Source organism: Roseivivax sp. (genome assembly GCF_054552075.1).
In genome coordinates this window covers 45,686-71,435 of the sequence record NZ_JBTOLZ010000001.1, presented here as the reverse complement: position 1 = coordinate 71,435, position 25,750 = coordinate 45,686, and the positions used below count along the sequence as shown (strand labels likewise).

Here is a 25,750-nt window from a genome sequence, read left to right as displayed (position 1 = left end):
CGTTAACCCAAACATCGCAAAAATAGCATCAATTACGGAAAAGGATCCATTGCGGTCAAAATCGTGCCCCAATCCGACGGCTATATGAAGCCATACCGACAAGGGCGCGGGGAGGATGAGAGACCCCCGAAAACGTCCGACCCGGTGTGGTAACGAGAGCAAACTGAACCCTACGGAGACGACCATGTTCAAATTCCTCAACACCTTCCGCAAGGACGAAGACGGCGCAGTCACGGTTGACTGGGTCGTGCTGACCGCAGCCGTTGTCGGCCTTGCCGTGGCCGCTTACTCGGGCCTGTCCGGCCAGGCACTCGACCTGATCGGCGATGCCGCTGCAGACGTCGACGCCGAGCAGGACGTCGTTCTGGCACCGGCCGGCGACTGACCCCGCCGCGTGACCGCGTAAGACTGAGAGGGCCCCTGCGGGCCTTCTCGAAACCCCGGGCCCGGGGCACGGGCCGAGCGGATGGGGCAGGTTCAAGCGGGCTCCGACCGACCCGGACAGGCCCGCGCCAAGGCGCCGGCCTCGGACAAAGCGAGCAGCCAGCATGTTTTCCCATCTCAAGACCTTTTCCCGCAGCGAATGCGGTGCGATCACTGTTGACTGGGTGGTCCTGACCGCCGGCACCATCGCACTGGCCATCGCCGCCTACACGCTCATGGGCGGGCAGACGCTCGACCTCGTGAACGACACATCGAACACCATCGACGCCGAAGAGGACGTGGTCCTGACCGGCGCCGGAGACTGACGCCGCCGCCCGCCTGCGAGACGAAAGGAAGGCATCATGCGACTGATTTTTGGACTTGTCCTGATCGCGGGCATCGGCCTGGCGGGCTTCGCCGTCTACATGGCGCAGACCTATATCGGCGCCTATGAGGCCGCCCTCAAGGAAGAGCGCGCCAAGCAGAAAGAGGCGGTCGACACCCAGACCATCTATGTCGCGGCCAAGCCGCTCGCCTACGGGCAGACCATCACCCCCAAGGACGTGAAGCTCGTGCAATGGCCGACCGAGGCCCTGCCCGAGGGCTTCTTCGACGAAGAGAACCCGCTTCTGGCCGAGGGCATGGACCCCCGCGTGGTGCTGCGCCAGATCGAGACCAACGAAGCGGTCATGGCCATCAAGGTCTCCGAACCCGGCGGCGACGCGGGCATCACCTCGCGGCTCGAGAAGGGCATGCGCGCCTTCGCCATCAAGGTCGACGTGGCCTCGGGCGTCTCGGGCTTCCTGCGTCCCGGCGACCGCGTGGACATCTACTGGACCGGCCGTATCAACAACGACGACGTGACCAAGCTGATCCAGACCGGGATCGAGCTGATCGCCATCGACCAGAGCGCCAATGCCGACAACGCCAACGGCGCGACCATCGCCCGCACGGTGACCGTCGCCGCCCGCCCCCAGCAGGTCGCGGCCCTGGCCCAGGCGCAGTCGACGGGTGATCTGTCGCTCTCGCTCATGGCCTCGGACGACACCACCATCGCCGAGGCGATCGAGGTCGACCAGCGGTCGCTCCTCGGCCTGGAGAAGCGCGAGCCCAAGGCCGCCGCCTCCACGCCCGAGGTCTGCACCATCCGCACCCGCAAGGGCTCCGAGGTCGTGCAGATCCCGATCCCCTGCACAAACTGACCTGATATCAACACCTTGGAAGCGGCGTCCCGGTGGGGCGCCGTTTCTCTTTGCAGGCCCGGGCCAAGCGCATGTTGCCGGCGTCCCACATGAAAAGCGCCGCGAAAGTGGTTGATTCTTGCAAAAAATCGATTTCTCGCACAGGGTTTTGCCAAAGGCGGGCACAAGACCTGCGGCATGAGGCGTGATCGGAAAGGCAGGTCACATGAACATCGACGGAATTCTGCGGGCGGTCCTCCTGGGGGTCGTCCTTGGCGGCGCACCGGCATTGGCGCCCCAGGCCGAGGCCGAGTCCCTGCGCGTGGTGCGCGGCGGCGTCGGGGCGGTCCTGCCGGTCTCGATGAACCGCGCGGTTGTTGTCGAAAGCGGCACACCCTTTGCCGAGCTGTCCATCGCCAACCCCAGTATCGCGGACATCTCCTCGCTTTCGGACCGCACGATCTACGTGCTGGGCAAGGCGCCCGGCACCACGACGCTGTCTATGTTCGACGCCGAGGGCCAGCTCATCGCCAATGTCGACGTGCGGGTCTCGGCCGATATCTCCGAATTCAAGGAACGGCTGAAGCAGATCCTGCCCGACGAGCCCATCGAGGTGCGCACCGCCAATGACGGCATCGTCATGTCGGGCACCGTCAGCTCGGTACAATCGCTCGACCGGGCACTGAGCCTCGCCGAACGCTATGCGCCCGAGCGCGTGTCGAACCTCATGCAGGTCGGCGGCGTCCAGCAGGTCATGCTGAAGGTCCGTTTCGCCGAGATGCAGCGCTCGGTCTCCAAGGCCCTGCGCTCTTCGGTGAACATCGCCGGCGATCTTCTCGGCGGCGAGGCCGGACAGGTCACCACCGGCAGCTATCTCAGCACCAATCCGTCGACCGGGGCCGTGCCGCTCGATGCCTCGACCGCAGGGGCTTCGATTCTGAACTTCGACGTCGGCGGGCTGGAGATCGGCATCCTGCTCGAGGCGCTCGAGACCAAGGGCATGGTGCGGATGCTGGCCGAGCCGAACCTGACCGCGCTTTCGGGGCAGGAAGCCTCCTTCCTCGCGGGCGGGGAATACCCGGTGCCGGTCAACAGCGGCGACGAGCAGGTGACGGTCGAGTTCAAGCCCTTCGGCATCCAGCTCGATTTCGTGCCCCGCGTCGTCGACGGCAAGATCATCAACCTCGAGCTGTCGACCACGGTCTCGGCCATCGACAGCTCCTCGGGCATCGAGCTGAACAACATCTCGATCGACGGCTTCTCCACCCGCAGCGCCGCGACCACGGTCGAGCTGGCCGACGGCGAGAGCTTCGCCATCGCGGGCCTCCTGCAGGACGACTTCCGCGACAACAGCTCGCAGCTGCCCTGGATCGGCGATGTGCCCGTCCTGGGCGCACTTTTCCGCAGCGCCGAATACACCCGCGAGCAGTCGGAGCTGGTGATCATCGTCACCCCGCATCTCGTCACGCCGACGCGCGGCGAGGCGCTGGCCCTGCCCACCGACCGGGTGCGGCCGCCGACCGAGCGCGACCTCTTCCTCTTCGGCAACACCCAGGCGCCCGGCCCCCGGGCCCAGCGCGGCGCCGCGGGCGAGGTCGCCACGCAGGATTTCAACGGCTCCTACGGCTACGTGATGGACTGAGGCGATGACCAAGCGACACTCCCCGACCCGCCGCCCCGCCACCCTGGCGCTTTGCCTCGGCGCCACCGCCATCCTGGCGGGCTGCGCCAACGAGGCGGGCCTCTCGGTCTCCGGCGGCTTCAACCGCGAGGCCGGATCGGTCATCGACCGGGGCGACTTCGGGGCCGCGACCAAGAACAACATCGCGGTGCTCTCGGGCGAGAAGAGCTATACCATCAGCCTGGCCCGGCGCTTCGACGCCGAGGTGCCCTCGACCGTCAACTTCGCCTTCAACTCCGCGCGGCTGGAACCCGGCGCGCGCGAGATCCTGCGCCGCCAGGCGGCCTGGATCCGGCAGTTCCCCGAGGTCCGCTTCCGGGTCTTCGGCCATACCGACCTGGTGGGCTCGGACGCCTACAACAAGCGGCTGGGCCTCGCCCGGGCGCAGGCGGTGGTGCAATACCTCGGCAGCCAGGGCATCTCGCTCGACCGGCTCGAGGCGGTGGTCTCCTTCGGCGAGACCCAGCCGCTGATCGCCACCCAGAACCGCGAGCGGCGCAACCGCCGCACGGTGACCGAGGTCTCGGGCTTCGTGCAGGGCCACCAGAACGTGCTCGACGGCAAATACGCCCAGATCATCTACCGCGAATACGTCAACTCCGCGGAGCCGACCTCGACGCTGAACGCCAGCAGCTCGCTGGGCGAAGCCTCCGGCGAGTGAGCTGACCGTCAGCGGAAACCGTACAATTACGGTTTTTTCGTCCAAATGTTGCCGCCTTTGAATGTGACTTTCGCTGGATACCGACAGGTGTCCGCGGGCGTGAGCGCCGGTGCGGCACCGGCGCCGGAGGGACGCGGCGGGCGAGGGCCCGCGCTCACCCGCCGCCGCCCGACAGGCAAAGGATGCGAGGCAGATGAGCACCGTGACCGACGAAAGCGCAGAGGGCGCGCCGATTCGCGCCTGCACGATCAGCCGCGACGTGCAGTTGTTCGATCTGCTGATCGAGGACATGGAATCGCTCCTGGGCGAGGCCTGGGGGGATCTGAGCTTCGACGAGGCGCTGACCTTCCTGGGCCAGCCCGACGCCGAGGGCCTCGAGTTCGTCGCCATCGCGCTCGACCAGAGCGACGAGGACCAGATCGACCGGATCGTCTCGATCATCACCACCGCCAAGGCGCGCCGCATCAAGGTCGTGCTGATCGCCGAGGACGTCTCGCCGGCGGTGCTGCACCGGATGCTGAAGAACGGCGGGGACGAGTTCGTCCCCTACCCCCTGCCCGAGGGTGAGCTGGCCGCCGCGGTCGAGCGGATGCGCCGCCCCGCGCCCGCGCCCGCCAGCGCCGCGCAGCCTGACGCCGAGGGCGTGAAGCTCGCCTCGGAAGGCGACGGCGTGCTGATCGCGGTGCAGGGCATGGCCGGCGGCGTCGGCGCCACCACATTCGCCGTGAACCTCGCCTGGGAACTGGCCACGGTCGAGAAGGACAAGACCAAGTCCCCGCGCGTCTGCCTGATCGACCTCGGCCTGCAGTTCGGCTCGGTCGCCACCTATCTCGACCTGCCCCGCAAGGAGACCGTGGTCGAGCTTCTGGCCGACATGAGCTCCTTCGACGAGGAGACCTTCGCCCAGGCGCTGCAAAGCTACGAGGACCGGCTCGACGTCTTCACCGCGCCCTCGGACCTGCTGCCGCTCGACATGATCGGGCCCGACGACGTGACACTGCTGCTAGATGTGGCGCGCAATCACTACGACTACGTGATCGTCGACATGCCCTCGCCGGTGCTGGTCTGGTCGGAAACCGTGCTGCAGGCCGCGCAGGTCTATTTCGCGCTGACCGAGCTCGACATGCGCTCGGCCCAGAACACGCTCCGGCTGAAGCGCGCGCTGCAGTCCGAGGATCTGCCCTTCGAGAAACTGCGCTTCGTGCTGAACCACGCGCCGAAGTTCACCGACCTGCAGGGCAAGAGCCGCGCCCGCCGCATGGCCGAGAGCCTGGAGATCGCGCTCGACCTGCAGCTGCCCGACGGCGGCAAGCAGGTCAGCCAGTGTTGCGATCATGGCATCCCCATGGGTCTTCAGGCCGCGAAGAACCCGCTTCGCCGCGAAATCGCCAAGGTTGCCCAGTCTCTTCACCAGATCGGCCAGAGCGCGGCAGAAGCCGCCTGAGTGTGAGAAAAGCACATGTTTTCGAGATACAAGAAACCCACGCCCCAGCCCGCAGGCGCCCCGCCCGCCGCGCCCGAGCCCACGGCCGAATTGGCCCGCCAGCCCGCGGCGATGCGCAAGCCGATGAAGGCGCGCCCGGCCGAGGCAGCCCCGGCCGACAAGGAGAAGAAGCGCAAGGAGCGGCTGGCCGAGATCAAGCTGGAACTGCACCGGGCGCTGCTCGAGAACCTCAACCTTGCCGCGCTCGACCAGGCCACCGAGGCCGACCTGCGCGCCGAGATCCAGGCGATCACCACCGAGAACCTGCAGGAACGCGCCATCGTGCTGACCCGCGACGAGCGGCTGCAGCTCAACCAGGAGCTTTACGACGAGGTGAAGGGCCTGGGCCCGCTCGAGGCGCTCCTGAAGGACGATTCCGTCTCGGACATCCTGGTCAACGGCCCGCACCAGATCTTCATCGAGCGCAACGGCAAGCTCACGCTGTCGGACATCGCCTTCAAGGACGAGCGTCACCTGATGCGGATCATCGACAAGATCGTCTCGGCCGTGGGCCGGCGCGTCGATGAATCGAACCCCTATGTGGACGCGCGCCTCTCGGACGGCTCGCGCTTCAACGCCATGGTGCCGCCCATCGCCATCGACGGCAGCCTGGTCTCGATCCGGAAGTTCAAGAAGGACAAGCTCGGCATCGACGACCTGGTGGGCTACGGCGCCTTCTCCGAGGAAATGGCCGTCTACCTGCAGGCCGCCGTGGCGACCCGGCTCAATGTCATCGTCTCGGGCGGCACCGGCTCGGGCAAGACCACCACGCTCAACGCGCTCTCGTCCTTCATCGACGACAGCGAGCGCATCCTGACCATCGAGGACACCGCCGAACTTCAGCTTCAGCAGACCCACGTCGGCCGGATGGAAAGCCGCCCCGCCAACGTCGAGGGCAAGGGCGCCGTCACCCCGCGCGACTGCCTGAAGAACGCGCTGCGGATGCGTCCCGACCGGATCATCGTGGGCGAGACCCGCGGCGAGGAAGTAATCGACATGCTGCAGGCCATGAACACCGGCCACGACGGCTCGATGACCACGATCCACGCCAACTCCGCCCGCGACGGCATCGCCCGTCTCGAGAACATGATCGCCATGGCCGGCATCGAGATGCCGCTGAAGGCCATGCGCAGCCAGATCTCCTCGGCGGTCAACCTCCTGGTGCAGGTCTCGCGCCTGCAGGACGGCTCGCGGCGCATGGTCTCGGTGACCGAGATCACCGGCATGGAGGGCGAGGTCATCTCCATGCAGGAGATCTTCCGCTTCCAGCGCGTCGGGCTGACCCCGGACAACAAGATCCTCGGCCATTTCACCGCCACCGGCGTCCGCAGCCACTATTCGGAACGCTTCAAGATGTGGGGCTATGACCTGCCGCCCTCGATCTACGAGCCGTTCAGACCGGAGTGAGTGCCATGTTGAGTGCCGAGTACATCATTTACGGAGCGATTTTCCTGGGCGTGATCGTGCTGGTCGAGGGCATCTACCTGGTGGCCTTCGGCAAGTCGATCAGCCTCAACAACCGGGTCAACCGGCGGCTGCAGATGCTCGACAAGGGCGAACGCCGCGAAGAAGTGCTCGCCAAGCTCCGCAAGGAGATGGACCAGCACCTCGAGGGCGCGGGCATCCCGCTTTATTCCCTGCTCGCCGACCGGGCGCAGAAGGCCGCCATCGCCTTCACGCCGAACCAGCTTCTGGGGATCATGGCGCTGGTCTGCGCGGCGGCCTTCCTGGGCCTGACCATGATGACCGAGACCGGCATGGCGGTGCGCGTGGTGCTGGCCCTGGGCTTCGGCATCGGGGGCGTGTTCTTCTGGGTCAACTCCAAGGCCAAGAAGCGCCTCGACATGATCGAGGAGCAGCTGCCCGACGCCATCGAGCTCATGGTGCGCTCCCTGCGCGTGGGCCATCCCTTCTCCTCGGCGATCTCCATCGTCTCGAAGGAAATCCAGGACCCGCTGGCCACCGAGTTCGGCGTCATCGCCGACGAAAGCACCTATGGCCGCGACATCGGCGAGGCGCTGAAGCACATGGCCGAGCGGCTCGACATGCAGGACCTTCGGTTCCTCGCCGTGGCGGTGACCATCCAGCAGCAATCGGGCGGCAACCTGGCCGAGATCCTCGAGGGGCTCTCCAAGGTGATCCGCGCCCGCTTCCGGCTGTTCCGCCGGGTCAAGGCGATCACTGCCGAGGCGCAATGGTCGGGCAAGTTCCTCTCGGGCTTCCCGGTGGCGGCGCTGATCTTCATCCAGGTCTCCAAGCCCGACTACTACGACGGGGTGATCGATCACCCGCTGTTCATCCCCGCCTGCTTCGCGGTGGCGATCTTCCTGATCGCCAACCTGCTGGTCATGCGGATGCTCGTGAACATCAAGGTCTGAGGGGGGCGGCATGCAGATCATCGACAGCCTCAACGCCTATCTGACCGAGCTTCTCGGGCCGGCCGGACCGCTTTTCGCGGTGGCGGGGCTGGGCCTGCTGCTGCTGCTCATCGCGATCCCGCTGATGCTCTCGCAGAAGCCCGACCCGATGGACAAGCTGCGCCAGCCCGAGCGCAACAAGCGCGCCGAGACCGGCGCCAAGGCGGTGCTGCGCGAGAAGGCCAAGAACGACAAGCTGAACCGCTACGCGCAGTTCCTCGAGCCCAAGAACGAACAGGAGTTCAGCTCGGTCCGGCTGAAGCTGATGCAGGCGGGCTACGGCTCCAAGGAGGCGGTGCGTTACTACTACTTCCTGCAGGCCGCTCTGGGCATCTTCGGGCTGGGCCTCGGCACGCTTTACTACCTTTTCGCGCTGGGTGATGCGGCCACCACGCAGGACATGATGCTCTATGTCCTGGGCCCCGGTGCGGCGGGCTACTACTTCCCGAAATACTGGGTCACGCGCCGCGCCGCCGAGCGCAAGGAGCAGATCCAGGACGGCTTCCCCGACGCGCTCGACATGATGCTGGTCTGCGTCGAGGCCGGCCAGTCGATGGACCAGTCGATCGTGCGGATCTCCAAGGAGCTCCGGGCCTCCTACCCGTTCCTCGCCGACGAGTTCCAGCTCGTGAGCTACGAGATGAAGGCCGGCAAGGACAAGACGGCGGTCCTCAACGACATGTCCGAGCGCTGCGGCGTGCAGGATGTCTCTTCCTTCGTGACCGTGCTGAACCAGAGCCAGACCTTCGGCACCTCGATCGCCGATGCGCTTCGGGTCTATGCCTCGGAGATGCGGGACAAGCGCGTGATGCGCGCCGAGGAGAAGGCAAACAAGTTGCCGACCAAGATGACATTGACCACAATGATGCTGACCGTGCCGCCGCTGCTCATCATCCTTGTCGGGCCCTCGGCGGTGAACATCATGAACATGTCGGGGAACTGACCCATGTCCCTTCCCCTCGCGGGGACGCTGACAGCACTGAGCCTGGGCCTGGCGCTCGCGGGCTGTTCCGGGGAGACCGGGATGCCGCCCGAGGGGCAGCTTTTCGCGCCCGAGATCGACCCCGAGGGCACCTCGGTCGACGGGCTGATCGTCGGCCACCGCCTGATGGACAACGACGAGCCCGAGCTGGCGCTCGAGGCCTATACCCGCGCCGCGGCGACCCGCGGCCTCACCCTCGAGGTGCTGACCGCGCTTGGCTCGGCCAACCTCGCGCTGGGGCGGCTGAACCAGGCCGAGGCGCTCCTGCGCGAGGCGGTGGACCGCGACGGCGCGGCGCCCGAGGCCTGGAACAACCTCGGCGTGGTGCTGATGGAACTGGGCCAGACCGCCGAGGCCTCCGAGGTCTTCCGCCGGGCCTTCGCGCTCGACGATGGCCGGAATGACTCAATCCGCGACAATCTCCGCTTGGCGCTCGCAAAAATGAGCGATCCGGTCTATGCTGAGGCCAATGAAGAAGAATTCAAGCTCGTGCGGAGGGGCCAGGGCGACTTCCTGATCACCGAAGGCGGGCCGTGAGGCAGAAGCAGGACAAGGACGCAGCAAATGCGCCACTTCCCCCTTATCGCCCTCTGCACCGCAGGGGCCTTCGTGCTGTCCGCATGTGACAAGAACGAAGCGCAGACCGTCGACCGCAACTTCCAGGGCGTGAACGCCATCGACGGCACCGGGCTCAACGACGTCATGCTGACGGTGGCCGACCCCAACGAGTCCGTGAACTACTTCCGCCGCGCCACCTCGGAGGCGCCCGAGAAGATCGAGCACCGCCGCGGCCTCGCGAAATCGCTGATCCGCGCCAAGCGCGTGCCCGAGGGCGTCGCCGCCTGGAAGCGCGTGGTCGACCACGAGGAGGCCACCAACGAGGACGCCGTGGGCTTCGCCGACGCGCTGATCCGCTCGGGCGACTGGGAGCGCGCCGAGGCCACGCTGAACGCCATCCCCCCGACCCATGAGACCTTCGAGCGCTACAAGCTCGAAGCCATGGTCGCCGATGTGAACGAGGACTGGGACAAGGCCGACAGCTTCTACGAGATCGCCCTGGGGCTGACCACCAAACCCGCCGGGGTGATGAACAACTGGGGCTATTCCAAGCTCACCCGCGGCGATTACGCCGAGGCCGAACGGCTTTTCGCCGACGCCATCCGGCAGGACCAGTCGCTCTTCACCGCAAAGAACAACCTGATGCTGGCCCGCGCCGCGCGCGGCGACTACACGCTGCCGGTGATCCCGATGAGCCAGATCGAACGCGCCGAGCTCTTGCACACCATGGCGCTGGCGGCGGTGAAGAAAGGCGACGTGGAGACCGGCAAGGCGCTTCTGCGCAGCGCTATCGAGACCCATCCGCAGCATTTCGAGGCCGCGGCGGTCAGCCTCGAAGCGCTCGAGACCTCCTGAGCGGGGGCGGCGGGTGGACGTCTCGGCCTGGGCGGCGCTCTGGTTCCTGCCCTTCGTGCTGCCGATCTGCGCCTATGTGGTCTTCACCGACCTGTCGCGGATGAAGATCACCAACCGCGCGGTGCTGGCGCTGGTCCTGGTCTATGCGCTTCTGGGCGCGCTGGTCCTGCCCTTCGAGACCTATCTCTGGCGCTACCTGCACCTGGGCTTGGCCCTGGCGGCGGGCATCGCGCTCAATGCCGCGGGCGTGCTGGGCGCGGGCGACGCGAAGTTCGCCGCCGCCGCAGCACCCTTCCTGCATCCCGGCGACCTGGTGCTGGTCTTCGCGCTTCTGACCGGGCTGATGCTGGCCGCCCTGGCCGCCCATCGCATCGCCCGGGCAAGCCCCCTGCGCCGCCTCGCGCCCGACTGGGAGAGCTGGACCGCCAAGGGCCGGTTCCCCATGGGCCTGGCACTCGGCCCGGCGCTCGCGGTCTACCTGGCGCTCGGCGCGCTCTACGGCGCCTGAGGGCCTTTCGCGCAAATTCCAAAGCCCGGCCCAACACTCGCCACAAAGCTCTGGTGTCTTGAGCGCAAAGAAACGACCGGGCGAAAGGGACCGCCGCGATGAACATGCAGGCCACCAACGTGATGGCGCCGCCGCCGCCGAAACGCTTGCAGGACATGCAATTGCCCCTGGTGATGATGCGCGACATCGTCATCAAGACGATCTTCCGCAAGAACGTGGGCACGGTCAGCGACCTGGCGCGCGCCATGTGCCTGCCGGTGCCGATCACCCAGGAGCTGGTGGACCACGCCCGCGGCCAGAACCTGCTCGAGGCCATGGGCACCATGTCCGCCACCCGCGGCGGCGAGATGGGCTACCAGCTCACCGACAGCGGCAAGGCCCGCGCGCTCGACGCGCTGACCCAGTCGGAATATTACGGCCCGATGCCCGTCCCGCTCGAGGTCTACCGCGAGCAGGTCGAACGCCAGTCGATCCGCAACATCCAGATGACCCGCGAGCAGCTCACCAATGCCATGGGCCACCTGGTGCTGCCGGACGCGCTTCTGGACAACCTCGGCCCCGCGGTGACCTCGGGGCGGTCGATCCTGATGTATGGCCCGCCGGGCAACGGCAAATCCTCGATCTCGAACGGCATCCGCGACGCCATGGGCGACAAGATCTACGTGCCCCGCGCGATCGAATATTCGGGTTCGGTGATCACCGTCTACGACCCGATCGTGCATTCCAAGGCCGAGCAGCTCGAGGATGACCCGACGCAGCTGCGCCGGCGGGTGCTTTACGACACCCGCTACGTGCTCTGCGAGCGGCCCACGGTGATCACCGGGGGCGAGCTGTCGCTGAACATGCTGGACCTGGTCTACAACCCCACCGCGCGGACCTACCAGGCGCCGCTGCAGCTGAAATCCACCGGCGGGATCTTCATCGTCGACGACCTCGGCCGCCAGGCCGAGCCGCCGCAGAAGCTGGTGAACCGCTGGATCGTGCCGCTCGAGGAGTCCAAGGACATCCTCGCCCTGCAGTCGGGCGAGAAGTTCGAGGTGCCCTTCGACACGCTGGTGATCTTCTCGACGAACTTCCACCCCAACGAGATCTTCGACCAGGCGGCGCTCAGGCGGATCTTCTTCAAGATCAAGATCGACGGCCCGAACCAGGAGGACTTTCTGAAGATCTTCGCGCTGGTGGCCCGCAAGAAGCGCATGCAGCTCTGCGAGAAGAGCCTCGTGCACCTCCTGAAGACCAAGTATCCGACGATCAACAACGTCTATGCGAACTACCAGCCGATCTTCCTGATCGAGCAGATGATCTCGGTCTGCGATTTCGAGGGGCTGCCCTACAAGATGACCCCCGAGCTGGTGGACCGCGCCTGGGCGAACATGTTCGTGAAGGACGAGAAGATCGCCAAGTGAGGCTTGGTGTCGGAGGGGGTCGCGGGCCCGACTGCGGGGGCGGAAATTTCCCGCAAAACCCGCTTGACCCTCCCCCGAGCCTCCCTTAATCAGCCCGCACTCCGGCGGAGTAGCTCAGTTGGTTAGAGCAGAGGAATCATAATCCTTGTGTCGGGGGTTCAAGTCCCTCCTCCGCTACCATTCCCCTTCAATTGAACGGTGAATGACGCCCGGGTCTTCGGCTGAGGCGCCTTGGGCGTGAGTGCGCCGGGTGGCGCGGTTTTTCTTTAGATTGCAGATGGTTACTGGCGCGCGCTGCGCGCGCCTGTAGGGCGTTTGGCGCCTCGCGGCATAGTCTGTCACGCCGCCGTCTCGCCACATGCCGAGCCCTCGGCCAAAGCCTGCAGCGCCCCTGCGCGACCCGTCGGCGCTAGCCCCTGCCCCGCAACGGCAGCACTAGGTTCACCGTCAAACCTCTGCCTCGCCCAGCGACACCCAACCCCTCTCACCCCGCACAGCAGAGGGCGCGCGCCGGACCGGGGGCCGGCGCTGCTGACCTCTGAGCGAGGCGCTTTATCCCGGCAAGGTCAGGACTAAAGACGATCTAAGCGCGCCACCCCAAGGAGCGCCGGCCCAAGGGGCCGGTCCGGCGCGCGCCCGGCACCTTCGGTGCTATTCGGGCGCAGGTTGGGCTGCGGGTGGGTGGTGTTGCGCGACAGGTGCGTCGGGGCGTGACGGTGGCGTCGGGGATGTTTGGGCAAGTGCGTCTGCTCTTCGGCGAAGGACTGGCCTCTGTCATTCGACAGGGGGAGGGCCGCGCGAACGGCTCTCGACGGGAACGACTCTCGACCGGGAAGGGCCGCGCGACCGAACACGCGGCCAGGCGGCCTGCCTCACCACTCGAGCCTTGGCCCAACCTGTCGCAACGCCGCCGCCCAGCTCCTGCCCCGCGCACCTCTCCCGGATCCCGGAGCCCCCCCCTCTCGGCAATCCCCCGCTGACCCCGCGGCAGCGCATTGGAACTCACCCCCGGGGGGTCGCCCTTTCCCGGGCAGATGCCCCGACGGGCATAGGCAATGACGATCCGAAAGGAGCCAACATGACCTATCGCATGCTCACCGCCTCCACCGCCGCAGCCGCGATGCTTCTCGCCGGTGCCGCCACCGCGCAGGACGAGGACAAGGACAACGTGGCCGCCCAGGCCGGCGACGTGGCACAGGAAATCGGCGAGACCTTCTATGCGATCGGCGAAACCGCGACCGACACCGCGCAGGCGGGCGTCGGAGCCGTGGGTGAGCTGGCCGAAGAGCCCTATGGCGCCGCCGCCAATATCTCCGCGCAGCTCGACGCCGCTCTGACCGCCGACGCGGTGGTGCGCTCGAGCGACGGCGAGATCCTCGGCACCGTCACCCGCACCGACCTCGATGGCGACCGCGTGATGATCGACCTCGACGGCGAGATGGAAGGCGCCGACGAGCGCGCGCTCGAGAACGCCGCGGTGCAGGTCAGCTCGCTCTCCGCCGCGGAAGGCGAAGGCGACCTGACGCTCGACATGACCCGCGCCGAGTTCGAGACCGCGCTCCGCGCCGCGCCGCAGGCCAGCCTCGACGCGCAGATGTAAGCAGGGCTCCGCCACCCTGATCCGGAGGCGCGGCGGAGGGGCCGGTCCCCAAGCAAAGCCCCGACGCCGACCTCTGGCAGAGACCTGTCGCCCGACACCGGGCGGCAGGTCTTTTTTTGGGGGGGCCACAGTGCTGGCCATCACGGAAGGCCGACCCAGCCGGCCAACACGCGCTCCCCACGGTTTCCAACCATCGGCGCCCAGCCCCTCCGGCCATGCCCCGCGCCCGCTTCGCACCACACCGCGCCGAGCCAAGGGGTATGACGCACGTGAGCTTTCCCTGCCCAGCAGCCCCGCAGCCTCGCCCCCTCGACCCGCCTTCCGCCACGGCGGGCCCGCGCCGCGCCCCTTCCCGCAGGCCGGGCGATGGGCTAGACCGAGGCACACGCCAAAGCGTGCAACGAGGCCGAGCCAGTCAATGAAACCGATCCGCCTTCTGTCCGGCATGATGACCGTCGGCTTCTGGACGCTGGCCTCCCGCGTGCTGGGGGTCATCCGCGAGGTGGTGATCCTGGCGCTGATCGGCCCGGGCCCGGTGCTCGACGCCTTCGTCGCGGCCTTCCGCCTGCCCAACATGTTCCGCCGTTTCTTCGCCGAGGGCGCCTTCAACGCGGCCTTCGTGCCGATGTTCTCGAAGCGGCTCGAGGCGGGCGAGGACCCGCTCGCCTTCGCGCGCGACGCACTTTCGGGGCTGGCGACGGTGCTGCTGGTCCTCAGCGCGCTGGCCATGGTCTTCATGCCCGCGCTGGTGGTGGCCACGGCGGGCGGTTTCATCGGCGACGAACGCTTCGACCTGACGGTCGCCTACGGGCGCATCTGCTTTCCCTATATCTTCCTAATTTCTCTGGCGGCGCTCTTCTCGGGGGCGCTGAACGCGGGCGGGCATTTCGCCGCCGCCGCCGCCGCGCCGGTCTTCCTCAATATCACCGTGGTCCTCGCGATGCTCGCGGGCCACCTGATGGGCGGCGAGGTGGTGCTCTGGCTGGTCTGGGCGGTGCCCGTGGCGGGCATCATCCAGCTCGCGCTGGTCTGGATCGCGGCGGAACGCGCGGGGCTGAAGGTGCGCCCCGGGCGGCCGGTCTGGAACGACGAGATGAAGACCCTGGTGCGGGTCGCCGTGCCGGCCGCGCTCGCGGGCGGGGTCATGCAGATCAACCTCCTGGTCGGCCAGCAGGTGGCCTCGCAGTTCGACAAGGCGGTGGGCTGGCTCTACGCCGCCGACCGTCTCTACCAGCTGCCGCTGGGCGTCGTCGGCATCGCGGTGGGCATCGTGCTGCTGCCCGACCTCTCGCGCCGCCTGAAGGCGGGCGACGACGCCGGCGGGCGCGACGCCTTCAGCCGGGCGGGAGAATACGCGCTGGCGCTGACCGTGCCCGCCTCGGTGGCGCTGGTGGTGATCCCGCTGCCCCTGGTCTCGGTCCTCTTCGAGCGCGGCGCGACCGGCGCCGACGACAGCGCCGCCATCGCGGTGGCGGTGGCGATCTACGGGCTGGGCCTGCCCGCCTTCGTGCTGCAGAAGGTGCTGCAACCGCTGTTCTTCGCACGCGAGAACACCAAGGCACCCTTCCGCTACGCGGTGGTCTCCATGGTGGTGAACGCCGCCGCGGCCATCGGGCTCGCCCCGGTCCTGGGCTGGATCGCCCCGGCCATCGCCACCTCGGCGGCGGCCTGGTCGATGGTCTGGCTCCTGGCGCGCGGCAGCCGCGACATGGGCGAGGTCGCCCGCTTCGACAGCCGTTTCCGCACCCGGATCTGGCGCATCGTCCTGGCCTCGGTGCTGATGGGCGGGGTGCTTTGGGGAACCCAGCTGCTGGTCGGGCCGTTTCTGGCGCGTGAGGGCTGGCGGTACCTGGCGCTGCTGGCCCTGATCCTGGTGGGGATGGCGGCCTATGGGGCCCTCGGGCAGATGCTCGGCGCCTTCCGCCTGCGGGACTTCGCCAATGCCTTTCGCCGCAAGAGGGCCAGCTGAGAGATGACACCCAAGCCGCTCGTCACCGCCGAAGAGGTCTTCCCCGCGCTCGAGCGGCTGGTCGCCTCGGCGGAGCGCGAGGTGCTTCTCTCCTTCCGGGTGCTCGAGCCTGGCACCAAGCTGCGCGCGTCCGAGCTGCGCGAGCGCGGGCTCGAGGATTGGTCGGACCTGATCGCCTGGGTCTCGAGCCGGGGCATCGCGGTCCGCATCCTGCTTTCCGACTTCGACCCGCTGTTTGCAGCGGGGCTGCACCGCGACGCCTGGGCGGCGGCCTCGCGCTTTGCCGACCGGGCCGAGGGCGACACCCAGATCCTTTGCGCGCCGCATGCCCAGGAGGTCGGCTGGCTCTGGCGGCAGATGCTCTGGACCAAGATCACCGAGAAGCTCCAGCACCTGCGCAACGCCGATCCGAACAAGCTGACCCCGGTGCAGCGCGCGGTCCTGAAGCTGCGCCCGCGCCTCAGGCCGGTCTCGATCCACCAGAAGCTTGCCGTGGTCGACGACCGCGCGGCGGTGATCGGCGGGCTCGACGTGAACGAACGGCGCTGGGACACCAATGCCCATGAAGGCTCGGGCGAGGAGACCTGGCACGACGTCTCGGTCGCCATCGAGGGCGACGTGGCCCGCCAGGCGCGCGGCCATTTCATCGACACCTGGAACGCCGCGCTGGAGGGTGAGGCCGCCGACCTCGGCACCCGCGCCCAGGCCATGCCCGCCGAGCCCCGCACCCAGGGCGCCTCGGATCTGCGGCTGGTGCGCACCCTATCGGTGCCGATGCGCGGACCCTTCGCCTTCAGCCCGCGCCCGCGCTACCCCGAACACGAGGAGACGCTGATCCGGGCCTTCGCGGAGGCGCGGAAGCACATCTACCTCGAAACCCAGTTCCTGCGGCACCGCCCGATCGTCCGGGCGCTGATCCGCGCCGCCGAGGCCCAGCCCGAGCTGACGTTGGTGGTGCTCTTGCCGGTCGAGCCCGAGCGGGTGCTTTACGACGGCGACCGCAGCCTCAACGCGCGCCACGCCCATGCGCTGCAGACCCATGCGCTGAACGATCTGACCCGCGCCTATGGAAAGCGGCTGGCGATCGTGACCCCGGCGCAGACCAAGAGCACCGAGAACGACCATCCCGAGCGGCTGCATGGCGCGGCGCCGATCTACGTGCATGCCAAGGTGGTGCTGATCGACGACGCCTTCGGGCTGGTGGGCTCGGCCAATCTCAACGGGCGGTCGATGCGCTGGGACACCGAGGCCTCGGTGCTCTTCCGCGATCCCGGCACGGTGCAGGGCCTGCGCGAGCGGCTGGCGGGCAAATGGCTGGGCGCCAGGGCCGCCGAGGGCGACAGCCGGCAGGCTTCGCATTGGCGCGCCGTGGCCGAGGACAACAGCACCCTGCCGCCAGAGGAGCGCAGCGGCTTCGCCCTGCCCTATCCGATCGGCCGCGCGCGGCGCTTCTCGCGCTACCTGCCGCTCTTGCCCGCAGATATGTTCTGAGGAAGGGGCGACACCCCAGGCAGCCCGCCTATCAGGCGCTGACTTTAGCCCCTTAGCGTGCCCGCAGCCGCTCGAGCAGCCGCGCGAACCCGCCCGGCACCAGCACCACCGACATGCCGAAGCCCACCACGAAGCCCGCGATCTCGGCGATCCAATAGGGCCCGCCGCCGAAGAGCAGCCCGAAGACCAGTTGCAGCCCCAGGAGCACGCCGATCAGCGTGAAGGCCCGGATCTGCGCCTCGCCCATCTGGCCGAGCTTCAGCCAGAGGAGATAGGTGAAGGCCCCGATCAGCCCGTAGATCGGCGGAAAGGCCCCGATCAGCGGCACGTCCCGCACCAGCATCCCGTAGAAAACCGCCGAGAGGACCGTGCTGGTCACGAAAACCGCCAGCATCCGCAGGGGGCCCATGGCCTCGCCCACGATCTTGCCCAGCGCCAACAGCATCACGCAGGCGAACAGCGCCGCGGTGAAGCTGCCGTGCAGGAAGGGATAGCTCAGGAACCGCAGCAGGTGTTCGGCCGGGTAGCGCCCGGTCTCGACCATCCAGTGCATGATCTCGCCGAGGAAGGCATAGGTCTCGATGCCCTGCACCCGCCAGCCGATGGCGCCCGGCCCGCCCAGGATGCCGCGCGCCCCGAGCGAGAAGGCCAGCTCCGTGCCCGCCATGAGCAGGACCAGCGCCACGGTGACCGGCGGGATCGTGTTGAAGGGGCTGGCGTTGTGGTCGCTGCTCACTGGGCGCTCTCCCGGGGAGGTTGGCTTGACGCGTCTCCGGGCCATGGGTAAGCCACCGCGAACCCGTTTTCCAGCAGCTTCCAGCAGCGAGTGACCCCATGTCCGAGGCGCCTTCCAACCTCGCCAATTTCGCCCCGCGCGTGTTTTCCGGCATCCAGCCCTCGGGCGGGCTGACGCTGGGCAATTACCTGGGCGCGATCAAGCGCTTCGTCGACATGCAGGGCGCGGATTACGAGACCATCTACTGCATGGTCGACATGCATGCGATCACCGTCTGGCAGGACCCGGGCGCGCTGCGCCGCAACACCCGCGAGCTTTGCGCGGGCTTCATCGCCGCGGGCATCGACCCCGAGCAGTCGATCCTGGTCAACCAGAGCCAGGTGCCCGAGCACGCCCAGCTGGGCTGGATCTTCAACTGCGTCGCCCGCATGGGCTGGATGAAGCGCATGACCCAGTTCAAGGACAAGGCCGGCAAGAACGCCGAGCAGGCCTCGCTGGGGCTCTTTGCCTATCCCGCGCTGATGGCCGCCGACATCCTGGTCTATCACGCCACCCATGTGCCCGTGGGCGAGGACCAGAAGCAGCACCTGGAGCTGACGCGCGACATCGCGGCGAAGTTCAACCACGACTATGATGTGGATTTCTTCCCGCTGACCGAACCGGTGATCGAGGGGGCCGCGACCCGCGTCATGTCGCTGCGCGACGGCTCGAAGAAGATGTCGAAGAGCGATCCCTCGGACATGAGCCGGATCAACATGACCGACGATGCCGACACGATCGCCGCGAAGATCCGCAAGGCGCGCACCGACCCCGAGGCCCTGCCCTCGGAGGCCGAGGGCCTGAGCGAGCGCCCCGAGGCGCGCAACCTGGTGAACATCTACGCCGCGCTCGCCGATCAGACCGTGGCCGAGGTCCTGGCGGAGCACGGCGGCCAGCAGTTCTCGGCCTTCAAGCCGGCGCTGTCGGAGCTGGCGGTCGAGAAGCTGGCGCCGATCTCCACCGAGATGGCGCGGCTGATGGAAGAGCCCGGCGAGATCGACGCGATCCTCGCCCGCGGCGCCGAACGCGCCCGCGAGCGCGCAGAGCCGGTGCTGAAGAAGACCTATGAGATCATCGGCATGGTGCGCTGAGCCGGGGCTGCATTGAGACGCGAAGGGGCCGGAGCGATCCGGCCCTTTTTTGTTTGGGATTGCGGGTGTTCAAAAACTGGCGCCACCCTCAAAATCCCATGTCCCTCTTCTTGCGCCCGAACAGCACCGAAGGTGCCGGGCGCGCGCCGGACCGGCCCCTTGGGCCGGCGCTCTTGTGGGCGGTGCGCATAGATCGCGACTAGCCCTGACCTTGCTGCCATAAAGCGCGCCGCTCGGAGTGAGGCAGCGCCGGCCCCCGGTCCGGCGCGCGCCCTCTGTTGCACGGGTTGAAAGGGATGCGCGGCGCTGATGCCCCCCTCACCGCCGGCTGGGCGTGTGGTAGCCCTTCCGGTCCAGGCAGCGCTCGCCGTAGACCAGCCGCTTGCCGCGCGTGGTCTCGACGCGGAAGGCGCATTGACGCGGCAGGCTCTCGTGGGCGGCAAAATTCCGCGCCAGGCAGCGCTGGGGATAGACCACCCGGGCGCGGGGCTTGCCCGAGGCGTGGCGCTCGCCGTCAAGCCGCACCCGGCATTCGGCGGGCAGGGTCGCGGCCCAGTGGTTCTCGGCCCAGCGGTCGTGGCGGTGGCTGTGGTCGCGGCGGTGCTGATGCGCGCCGTAGCCCTCGTGGCGGTGGGTGTAATAGGGCGATGCAGGCCCGTGCTTGGCCTGGCGCGCCTTGGCCTTGGCCTTCGCCTTCTCTTTCTTCTTGTCCTTCTCGCGGTCGGCCTCGGCCGAAAGCGCCTCTCCGACGATGTAAAGAAGCGCGATGCCGCCGACGATCTTGGCGATATCCTGGGTCTGATCGGCGCGGGCCCCACTGGCCGAGGCGGCGATGGCGGTGCTGGCGGCCAGGATCAGGGCGATGAAACGGCGGGACATGGCAGGTCTCCTCTTTAGCGTCGGATCGGATGGCGGCCCCCGGGGCGCCCGCGCCGGACAGGTGACGCGTCAGGACGCCAGGGGGCCGCCACCGAGAAGGATCCGCCCGCCCCCGGCGGTCAGGCAATGTCCGGGTCGAGGTTATCACATATCGCCCCGCCGCCGCCCTGCGGTTATTGATCGACCGGGCGCGCCGGGTCACTCTCGGGCCCATGAAAACCGTCCTTCCCCTCCTTCTTGCGCTGGCCCTGACGCCGGCGGCCGCCGAGGCGGCCTGCTACGCCGACTACAAGGCCAAGCGCGAGGACCCGCTGCGCCTGCACTACGGCGTCGCCGAGGTCCCCGACGACGCCTGTTCGCGCGATGGCGCGGCCAGCGCCCTGGCGCCGCGGCTCGACCGCGCGGGCTGGACCCTCTTGAACATTGTCTCGACCTTCGGCGAAGAGGGTCTCGAGGAAAGGAAGGACAGTGCCGGACAACACTTTCTCCGTTACTGAGGCGCGCCGCTCGGGCGCGCGGGTGGTGGGCTTCGGCATCGCCGCGATCCTGCTTCTCCTGATCGTGGCCGGGGTCTGGCTTTTCGCCACCCTGCCCGACGCGGGCGCCTTCAACGACCGGGTGGAGCGGCTCTTCATCGAGAACGACGACCTGACCGCCCAGGCCGAGATCAAGCTCCTGGAGATCCTCGCGCAGTCGGGCACCGCCTTCGCGGAGACGCTCGAGAGCTACCGGGTGACGATCTTCGTGCTGCTGATCTTCGCCACCGCCCTCCTGATGACCGCGCTGGTGTCGCTGGTCATGCTGGTGGGGCTGAACCGGCGCATGGCGGCGATCGAACGCTCGGGCATCGAGGTCCGCTCGCTGATCATCAGCCGCAGCGAGAACACGGTCTATCTCAACACCATGGGCTTCAAGCTGACCGAGGCGATGATGGAGACCCTGGCGATCCTGGCCGAGGCGCGGCTCGACGAGGAGATGCTGACCGGCACCCAGATCGAGGCGATGATCTCGGGGCGCGACGAATCCGACTGCGAGGAGGCGGCGGGCGCGACCCGGGTGAAACGCCTGCGCGACGGGCTCGGCAACCAGCTGGTGAGCGAGCTGCTGGTCAAGACCATCGCCAAGCGCGGCTACGTGCTGGCGGTCGACCGGGACGTGATCGAGGTGATCTGAGGCGGGCTGTGGCGGCCTGCGGGAGCTGGCACGGCGGGAGACCGGGCCGGGGTCTGTGGTGTGGCCAGAGTGGGCGCGCGTTTGAGGCGCGGCCTTCTGTGCCGCCCTCCGCACCGTGGCCGGTGCCGCTGCTCCACTAAACCATGGAGCTGCCGCCCCGACACCAGTTCCTCAAGACGCGGGGCACCAAGGCGCGCCCTCCCCCTCTCGCTCCCGCACCGAAAGGCCGCCCGACGCCCCGCTCCACGCCCAACCAATTGCCTTATTTCCGCCACATTTCGCCACGTTTCCGCCACGATCTGCGGTTAACCATTTGTCAAAGATCAACAATCGGCCGGGGAAGCCGTGATCGCAGAGGCAAGGGTCAACAGCAGCGGCGTGCTTTTCGCACGCGGCGCCGCGCGGCAGGGCCGTCCGGCGCATATGACCGTAGGGGGCAGACCACACTCACCGCCCCTGATGCGCAAGCAGCCCCCCACCCCCCGGACCGCGAGCAGAGGCCCCGAAGCGCGCCCGCCGGATCACCCCGGCCCAGCGCCCGCGGGGTGAAAGGCCGGGCAGGATGGCGACGTATTCGGTAACGAGTTCCAACTACAACGACCCCAAGTTCTGGGGTTCGATCATCGAGACCGGCTCGGGCCATACGCTCGACTTCAGCGCCCTGCCCTCGGATTTCACCGTCTACCACGCCTATGGCGGCAACTACCTCTACATCCACGACGGCGACAGCTGGTTCACCGTGGGCTCGGGCGGCATCGGCGGGGTCGACGCGACGCTGGGCGGGCTGACCGGGCTGTCCTCCTTCACCAGCTACGCGGGCGGCGCGGGCGCGGACCTCTACGGCGGCTCGGAGGCGGGCGAGCTGATCGAGGGCAACGCCGGCGACGACATCATCGACGCCGCGGGCGGCAATGACACCGTCTCGGGCGGCGCGGGCAACGACCTCATCCTGACCAGCTCGGACGGCGGCCAGGGCGGCGGCACCCGCATCGACTGGAAGGCCGCGGGCCTCGTCGACCGGGTGCAGGGCAGCTCGGGCCAGGACTATTTCACCTGGGCCGCCGCAGAGGGCAGCAGCACCACGCTGCGCCTCGGCCAGTCGCGCGACAGCGGCGAGGGCGACGGCGAGGCCGATTACGTGGTGGTCGAGACCACCAACGAGACCGGCACGCTGACGCTGCACAACTTCGACTTCGGGCTCGACAAGATCGTCCTGCAGGAGGTCCCGGTCGCGGCCAAGCACTACGCGGGCGACGGCTACTACGAGGTCGCCCTGGCCTATGAGAACGGCAACGTCCAATCCTTCCTGATCTACAGCGACGACCGCGGCGCCGACCTGCGCGAGGCTTTCACCACCGATATGCCGCTGGAACTGGCGGGCGACCTGCTGATGGGCGGCGACGACGCCGACACCTTCCTGGCCAGCAATGACTTCGGCAACGACACGGTCATCGGCGGCGAGGGCGGGCGGGATTTCGACGTGCTCGACTTCTCGCTGGTCACCGACCCGGTGACGCTGACCTATACCGGCGACGAATCCGGCACGATCACCGATGGCACCGACACGCTGAGCTTCTCCGAGATCGAGCGGGTGATCCTTTCCGATCGGGCCGAGACCATCGACGCCAGCGCCACCACCGGCGGCATCCAGATCGAGGCCGGCGGCGGTGCCGACCTGTTGCGGGGCGGCTCGGGCGACGACACGATCTACCTCGGCGACGGGGCGGATACCGTCGCGGCGGGCGCGGGCGACGACCTGATCGACGACATCGAGGGCGGGGTCACCAGCGGCACCCAGTGGATCGACGCGGGCCTCGGCGACGACACCGTGCTTTACGGCGGCGGCGACGACACGGTCTTCGGCGGCGAGGGCAACGACCGCATCGACGACGCCAGCGGCGAACAGCACGCCGGGCGCAACCTGATCGACGGCGGCGCGGGCTCGGACACGATCTGGGCGGGGCACGATTCCGACACGCTGATCGGCGGGCTCGGGGCGGACTACCTCAGCGGCGAGCACGACGACGACCTCTTCATCCTCGAGGATGACTTCGGCGCCGACACGATCCTCGGCGGCAGCGGCGGCACCGACAGCGACACGGTGGATTTCTCGGCGCTGACCGGGGCGGTCACGGTCACCTATTCGGGCAACGAGGCGGGCGCCTTCAGCGCCGGCAGCGACCGCGCCAGCTTCTCCGACATCGAAGCCTTCACTTTGACCGGCTTCGACGACCGCATCGACGCCACCGCCACGACCCGCGGCATCCGCGTGGCCGAAAGCGCAGGCAACGACGTGGTGCTGGGCGGCAGCGGCGGCGACACGATCTGGGGCGGCGAGGGCTCGGACTACATCGACGGCGGCGACGGCGACGACATGCTCTTCACCGGCACCGGCGAGGACACGCTGATCGGTGGCGCGGGCAACGACACGCTGTCGAACTCCTCGGGTGACGACAGCCTGGTGGGCGGCACCGGCGACGACAGCATCACCGCCACAGAGGGCGACGACACGCTCGAGGGCGGCGAGGGCAGCGACACCATGCACGGCGGCGCCGACAACGACCGGCTGGTCGGCGGGCGCGGCGCGGACAGCATGACCGGCGACGGAGGCTCGGACACCTTCATCATCGAGGACGGCTTCGGCGCCGACACCATCGAGGGCGGTGAGACCGGCTCGGATGTCGACATGATCGACCTCTCGGCGCTCTCCGGGCCGGTCACGGTAACCTACACCGGCGACGAGGCCGGGACGATCACCGACGGCACCGACACGCTGAGCTTCACCGGGATCGAGCGCCTCAGGCTCACCGATCACGACGATTCCGTCGATGCCAGCGCCCAGCCCACCGCCGGCGCCTGGGTCGAGATGGGCGGCGGCAACGACAGTTTCACCGCCGACCAGAGCCGCGATTCCGCCCAGCAGGACACGGTCTTCGGCGGCTCCGGCAATGACACGATCTCGACCGGCTCGGGCGAGGATTCGATCGAGGGCGGCAGCGGCGACGACAGCATCGACGGCGGCGACCGCGGCGACACGATCTTCGGCGGCGCCGGCAACGACCGGATCGAGGCGGGCGAGGAATATGCCCAGGGCGACAGCGACCTGATCCTCGGCGGTGACGGCAACGACACGATCACCTCGGCCGAGACCGACGCCGGCTCGCAGGACACGATCTACGGCGAGGCCGGCGCGGATTCGATCTCGGTCACCGGCGGCGACCGCAACTTCCTCGACGGCGGGGCGGACAACGACACGATCGTCAGCGGCACCGGCAACGACACGCTCTCGGGCGATGCGGGCGACGACCTCTTGACCGGCGGGGCGGGGGACGACGCGCTCTCGGGCGGCACTGGCAACGACGTCTTCACCTATGCCGCGGGCGACGGCAGCGACACGATCAACGATTTCAACACCGGCAACACCGGCGGGCTCGAGGACGGCGACAGCGCCAACAACGACTTCATCGACCTCTCGGGCTATTACGACCACATCTCCGAGCTCTACGCCGACCAGGCCGACGACGGGGTTCTGAACCAGTCCAACGCCGCGGATTCCCGCGGCCAGGCGGTGGATTACTCCGACAACAGCCAGTTCGGCACCGGCAGCCTGACCTTCAAGGGCGCCAGCGCCGACCGCTCCTATTACACCGCCGAGAACACCGGCGTGGTCTGTTTCACCACCGGCACGCTGATCCGCACCGCGCGCGGCGAGGTGCCGATCGAGGCGCTGCGGCCCGGCGACCGGGTCGAGACGCTCGACAACGGGCTGCAGGAGGTGCTCTGGATCGGGCGGCGCCATCTCGGCAAGCGCAAGCTCGCACATGCGCCGCATCTGCTGCCGGTGGAGATCGCGCCGGGGCTCTCGGGCGGCACCGCGCCGCTGGTGGTCTCGCCGCAGCACGGGGTGGTGCTGCGCCAGGACGGCGAGGACATCCTGATGCGCGCGACGCATCTGGCGCGGCTCGACGGCGGCCAGGCACGGGTGATGAACGGCTGCCGCGCGGTGACATACTACCACCTGATGTGCGCCCGCCACGAGGTGATCTTCGCCAATGGCGCGCCGTCGGAGAGCTTCTACCCCGGCCCGCTGGCCCTGGGCGCCCTCGCCGCGCCGATCCGGGCGGAACTGGGGATCCTGTTCCCCGAGATGCTCGGCCGTGCCCCGGACAGCTGGTACGGCGAGAGCGCCCGGCCCTACAGCCGGATGGGCGCCTTGCCCGAGCATTTGAAGGCGCTGACGCCGGCGGCGTGAGGGGGGGAGGGGCTAGTGGTGAGAGACCGGCTGGGATTAGCCGGATCGTTCATCTCTAGACGAACCGCCCTTCCTTAGCCGCACCGCATGCCCGCATCCGAACAACTCGAGACGCGCAGTCACCATGCCCGTCCCCTTGCGCTCGAACAGCGCGCAACGTTCAAAACCCCAGCCCACCCCCTTGCGCCCGAATAGCACCGAAGGTGCCGGGCGCGCGCCGGACCGGCCCGATGGGCCGGCGCTCCTTCGGATGGCGTGCCTATCTCTCCGCTAGCCCTGACCTTGCATGGATAAAGCGCATCGCTCGAAGCGTAGCAGCGCCGGCCCCCGGTCCGGCGCGCGCCCTCGGGTGGAGAGGTCGGAAT

22 protein-coding genes and 1 tRNA gene are annotated in these 25,750 nt (G+C 68.2%); 21 read left to right on the top strand and 2 right to left on the bottom strand.

Annotated elements, in window-relative coordinates; genetic code table 11:
• The first annotated feature begins 184 nt into the window (after positions 1-184).
• From ACX938_RS00325 to ACX938_RS00245, 17 genes are all read left to right on the top strand, one after another.
• Positions 185-385 (top strand): hypothetical protein, encoded by a 201-nt coding sequence (locus tag ACX938_RS00325; RefSeq protein ID WP_232752538.1) that lies wholly within the window; start codon positions 185-187, stop codon positions 383-385.
• A 163-nt stretch (positions 386-548) separates the two neighbouring features.
• On the top strand, positions 549-749 hold the full coding sequence (locus ACX938_RS00320; protein ID WP_232752539.1) for a hypothetical protein: 201 nt from the start codon (positions 549-551) through the stop codon (positions 747-749).
• Between the two features lie 36 nt (positions 750-785).
• The gene (gene cpaB / locus ACX938_RS00315) at positions 786-1,625 is read left to right on the top strand and encodes a Flp pilus assembly protein CpaB (RefSeq protein ID WP_459429526.1); all 840 of its coding nucleotides are present in this window, start codon (positions 786-788) and stop codon (positions 1,623-1,625) included.
• A gap of 205 nt (positions 1,626-1,830) precedes the next feature.
• Entirely contained in the window at positions 1,831-3,246 is a 1,416-nt protein-coding gene (locus ACX938_RS00310) for a type II and III secretion system protein family protein (RefSeq protein WP_459429525.1), read from the top strand.
• 4 nt (positions 3,247-3,250) lie between these two features.
• Entirely contained in the window at positions 3,251-3,946 is a 696-nt protein-coding gene (locus ACX938_RS00305; protein WP_459429524.1) for an OmpA family protein, read from the top strand.
• Positions 3,947-4,139: 193 nt separating this feature from the next.
• Positions 4,140-5,390, top strand: coding sequence for an AAA family ATPase (locus ACX938_RS00300; RefSeq protein ID WP_232752543.1), 1,251 nt, complete (start codon positions 4,140-4,142; stop codon positions 5,388-5,390).
• Between the two features lie 15 nt (positions 5,391-5,405).
• Complete coding sequence (locus ACX938_RS00295; protein ID WP_459429523.1) at positions 5,406-6,836, top strand: CpaF family protein; 1,431 nt, start codon at positions 5,406-5,408, stop codon at positions 6,834-6,836.
• Between the two features lie 5 nt (positions 6,837-6,841).
• Complete coding sequence (locus ACX938_RS00290) at positions 6,842-7,807, top strand: type II secretion system F family protein (protein WP_232752545.1); 966 nt, start codon at positions 6,842-6,844, stop codon at positions 7,805-7,807.
• A gap of 10 nt (positions 7,808-7,817) precedes the next feature.
• A complete protein-coding gene (locus ACX938_RS00285; protein WP_459429522.1) occupies positions 7,818-8,789 on the top strand; it encodes a type II secretion system F family protein in 972 nt (323 codons plus the stop codon).
• A gap of 3 nt (positions 8,790-8,792) precedes the next feature.
• Entirely contained in the window at positions 8,793-9,365 is a 573-nt protein-coding gene (locus ACX938_RS00280) for a tetratricopeptide repeat protein (protein ID WP_459429521.1), read from the top strand.
• Positions 9,366-9,392: 27 nt separating this feature from the next.
• The gene (locus ACX938_RS00275) at positions 9,393-10,241 is read left to right on the top strand and encodes a tetratricopeptide repeat protein (protein WP_459429520.1); all 849 of its coding nucleotides are present in this window, start codon (positions 9,393-9,395) and stop codon (positions 10,239-10,241) included.
• Positions 10,242-10,254: 13 nt separating this feature from the next.
• Positions 10,255-10,749, top strand: a complete 495-nt coding sequence (locus ACX938_RS00270) for a prepilin peptidase (RefSeq protein WP_459429519.1) — start codon at positions 10,255-10,257, stop codon at positions 10,747-10,749.
• A 98-nt stretch (positions 10,750-10,847) separates the two neighbouring features.
• Complete coding sequence (locus tag ACX938_RS00265) at positions 10,848-12,155, top strand: ATPase (RefSeq protein ID WP_232752550.1); 1,308 nt, start codon at positions 10,848-10,850, stop codon at positions 12,153-12,155.
• Between the two features lie 103 nt (positions 12,156-12,258).
• Positions 12,259-12,335, top strand: a tRNA-Met gene (locus tag ACX938_RS00260).
• Between the two features lie 898 nt (positions 12,336-13,233).
• A complete protein-coding gene (locus ACX938_RS00255) occupies positions 13,234-13,755 on the top strand; it encodes a hypothetical protein (RefSeq protein WP_232752551.1) in 522 nt (173 codons plus the stop codon).
• 418 nt (positions 13,756-14,173) lie between these two features.
• Complete coding sequence (gene murJ / locus ACX938_RS00250) at positions 14,174-15,724, top strand: murein biosynthesis integral membrane protein MurJ (RefSeq protein WP_459429518.1); 1,551 nt, start codon at positions 14,174-14,176, stop codon at positions 15,722-15,724.
• A 3-nt stretch (positions 15,725-15,727) separates the two neighbouring features.
• Entirely contained in the window at positions 15,728-17,215 is a 1,488-nt protein-coding gene (locus tag ACX938_RS00245; protein ID WP_459429517.1) for a phospholipase D-like domain-containing protein, read from the top strand.
• Between the two features lie 52 nt (positions 17,216-17,267).
• On the opposite strand, the gene ACX938_RS00240 is transcribed toward ACX938_RS00245, so the two are convergent.
• Positions 17,268-17,951 (bottom strand): rhomboid family intramembrane serine protease, encoded by a 684-nt coding sequence (locus tag ACX938_RS00240; RefSeq protein ID WP_459429516.1) that lies wholly within the window; start codon positions 17,949-17,951, stop codon positions 17,268-17,270.
• Positions 17,952-18,049: 98 nt separating this feature from the next.
• Here ACX938_RS00240 and trpS point away from each other — a divergent pair, with 98 nt between their 5' ends.
• Positions 18,050-19,081, top strand: coding sequence for a tryptophan--tRNA ligase (gene trpS, locus ACX938_RS00235; RefSeq protein ID WP_459429515.1), 1,032 nt, complete (start codon positions 18,050-18,052; stop codon positions 19,079-19,081).
• 318 nt (positions 19,082-19,399) lie between these two features.
• Here trpS and ACX938_RS00230 read toward each other — a convergent pair whose 3' ends face one another.
• On the bottom strand, positions 19,400-19,960 hold the full coding sequence (locus ACX938_RS00230) for a hypothetical protein (protein WP_459429514.1): 561 nt from the start codon (positions 19,958-19,960) through the stop codon (positions 19,400-19,402).
• A gap of 212 nt (positions 19,961-20,172) precedes the next feature.
• On the opposite strand from ACX938_RS00230, the gene ACX938_RS00225 reads away from it, so the two are divergent.
• From ACX938_RS00225 to ACX938_RS00215, 3 genes are all read left to right on the top strand, one after another.
• Positions 20,173-20,457, top strand: coding sequence for a hypothetical protein (locus ACX938_RS00225; protein ID WP_459429513.1), 285 nt, complete (start codon positions 20,173-20,175; stop codon positions 20,455-20,457).
• Positions 20,429-21,133, top strand: a complete 705-nt coding sequence (locus ACX938_RS00220; RefSeq protein ID WP_232752558.1) for a hypothetical protein — start codon at positions 20,429-20,431, stop codon at positions 21,131-21,133. The genes ACX938_RS00225 and ACX938_RS00220 overlap by 29 nt, the downstream gene beginning before the upstream one ends.
• Positions 21,134-21,695: 562 nt before the next feature.
• On the top strand, positions 21,696-25,385 hold the full coding sequence (locus tag ACX938_RS00215) for a Hint domain-containing protein (RefSeq protein ID WP_459429512.1): 3,690 nt from the start codon (positions 21,696-21,698) through the stop codon (positions 25,383-25,385).
• Positions 25,386-25,750 lie beyond the last annotated feature (365 nt).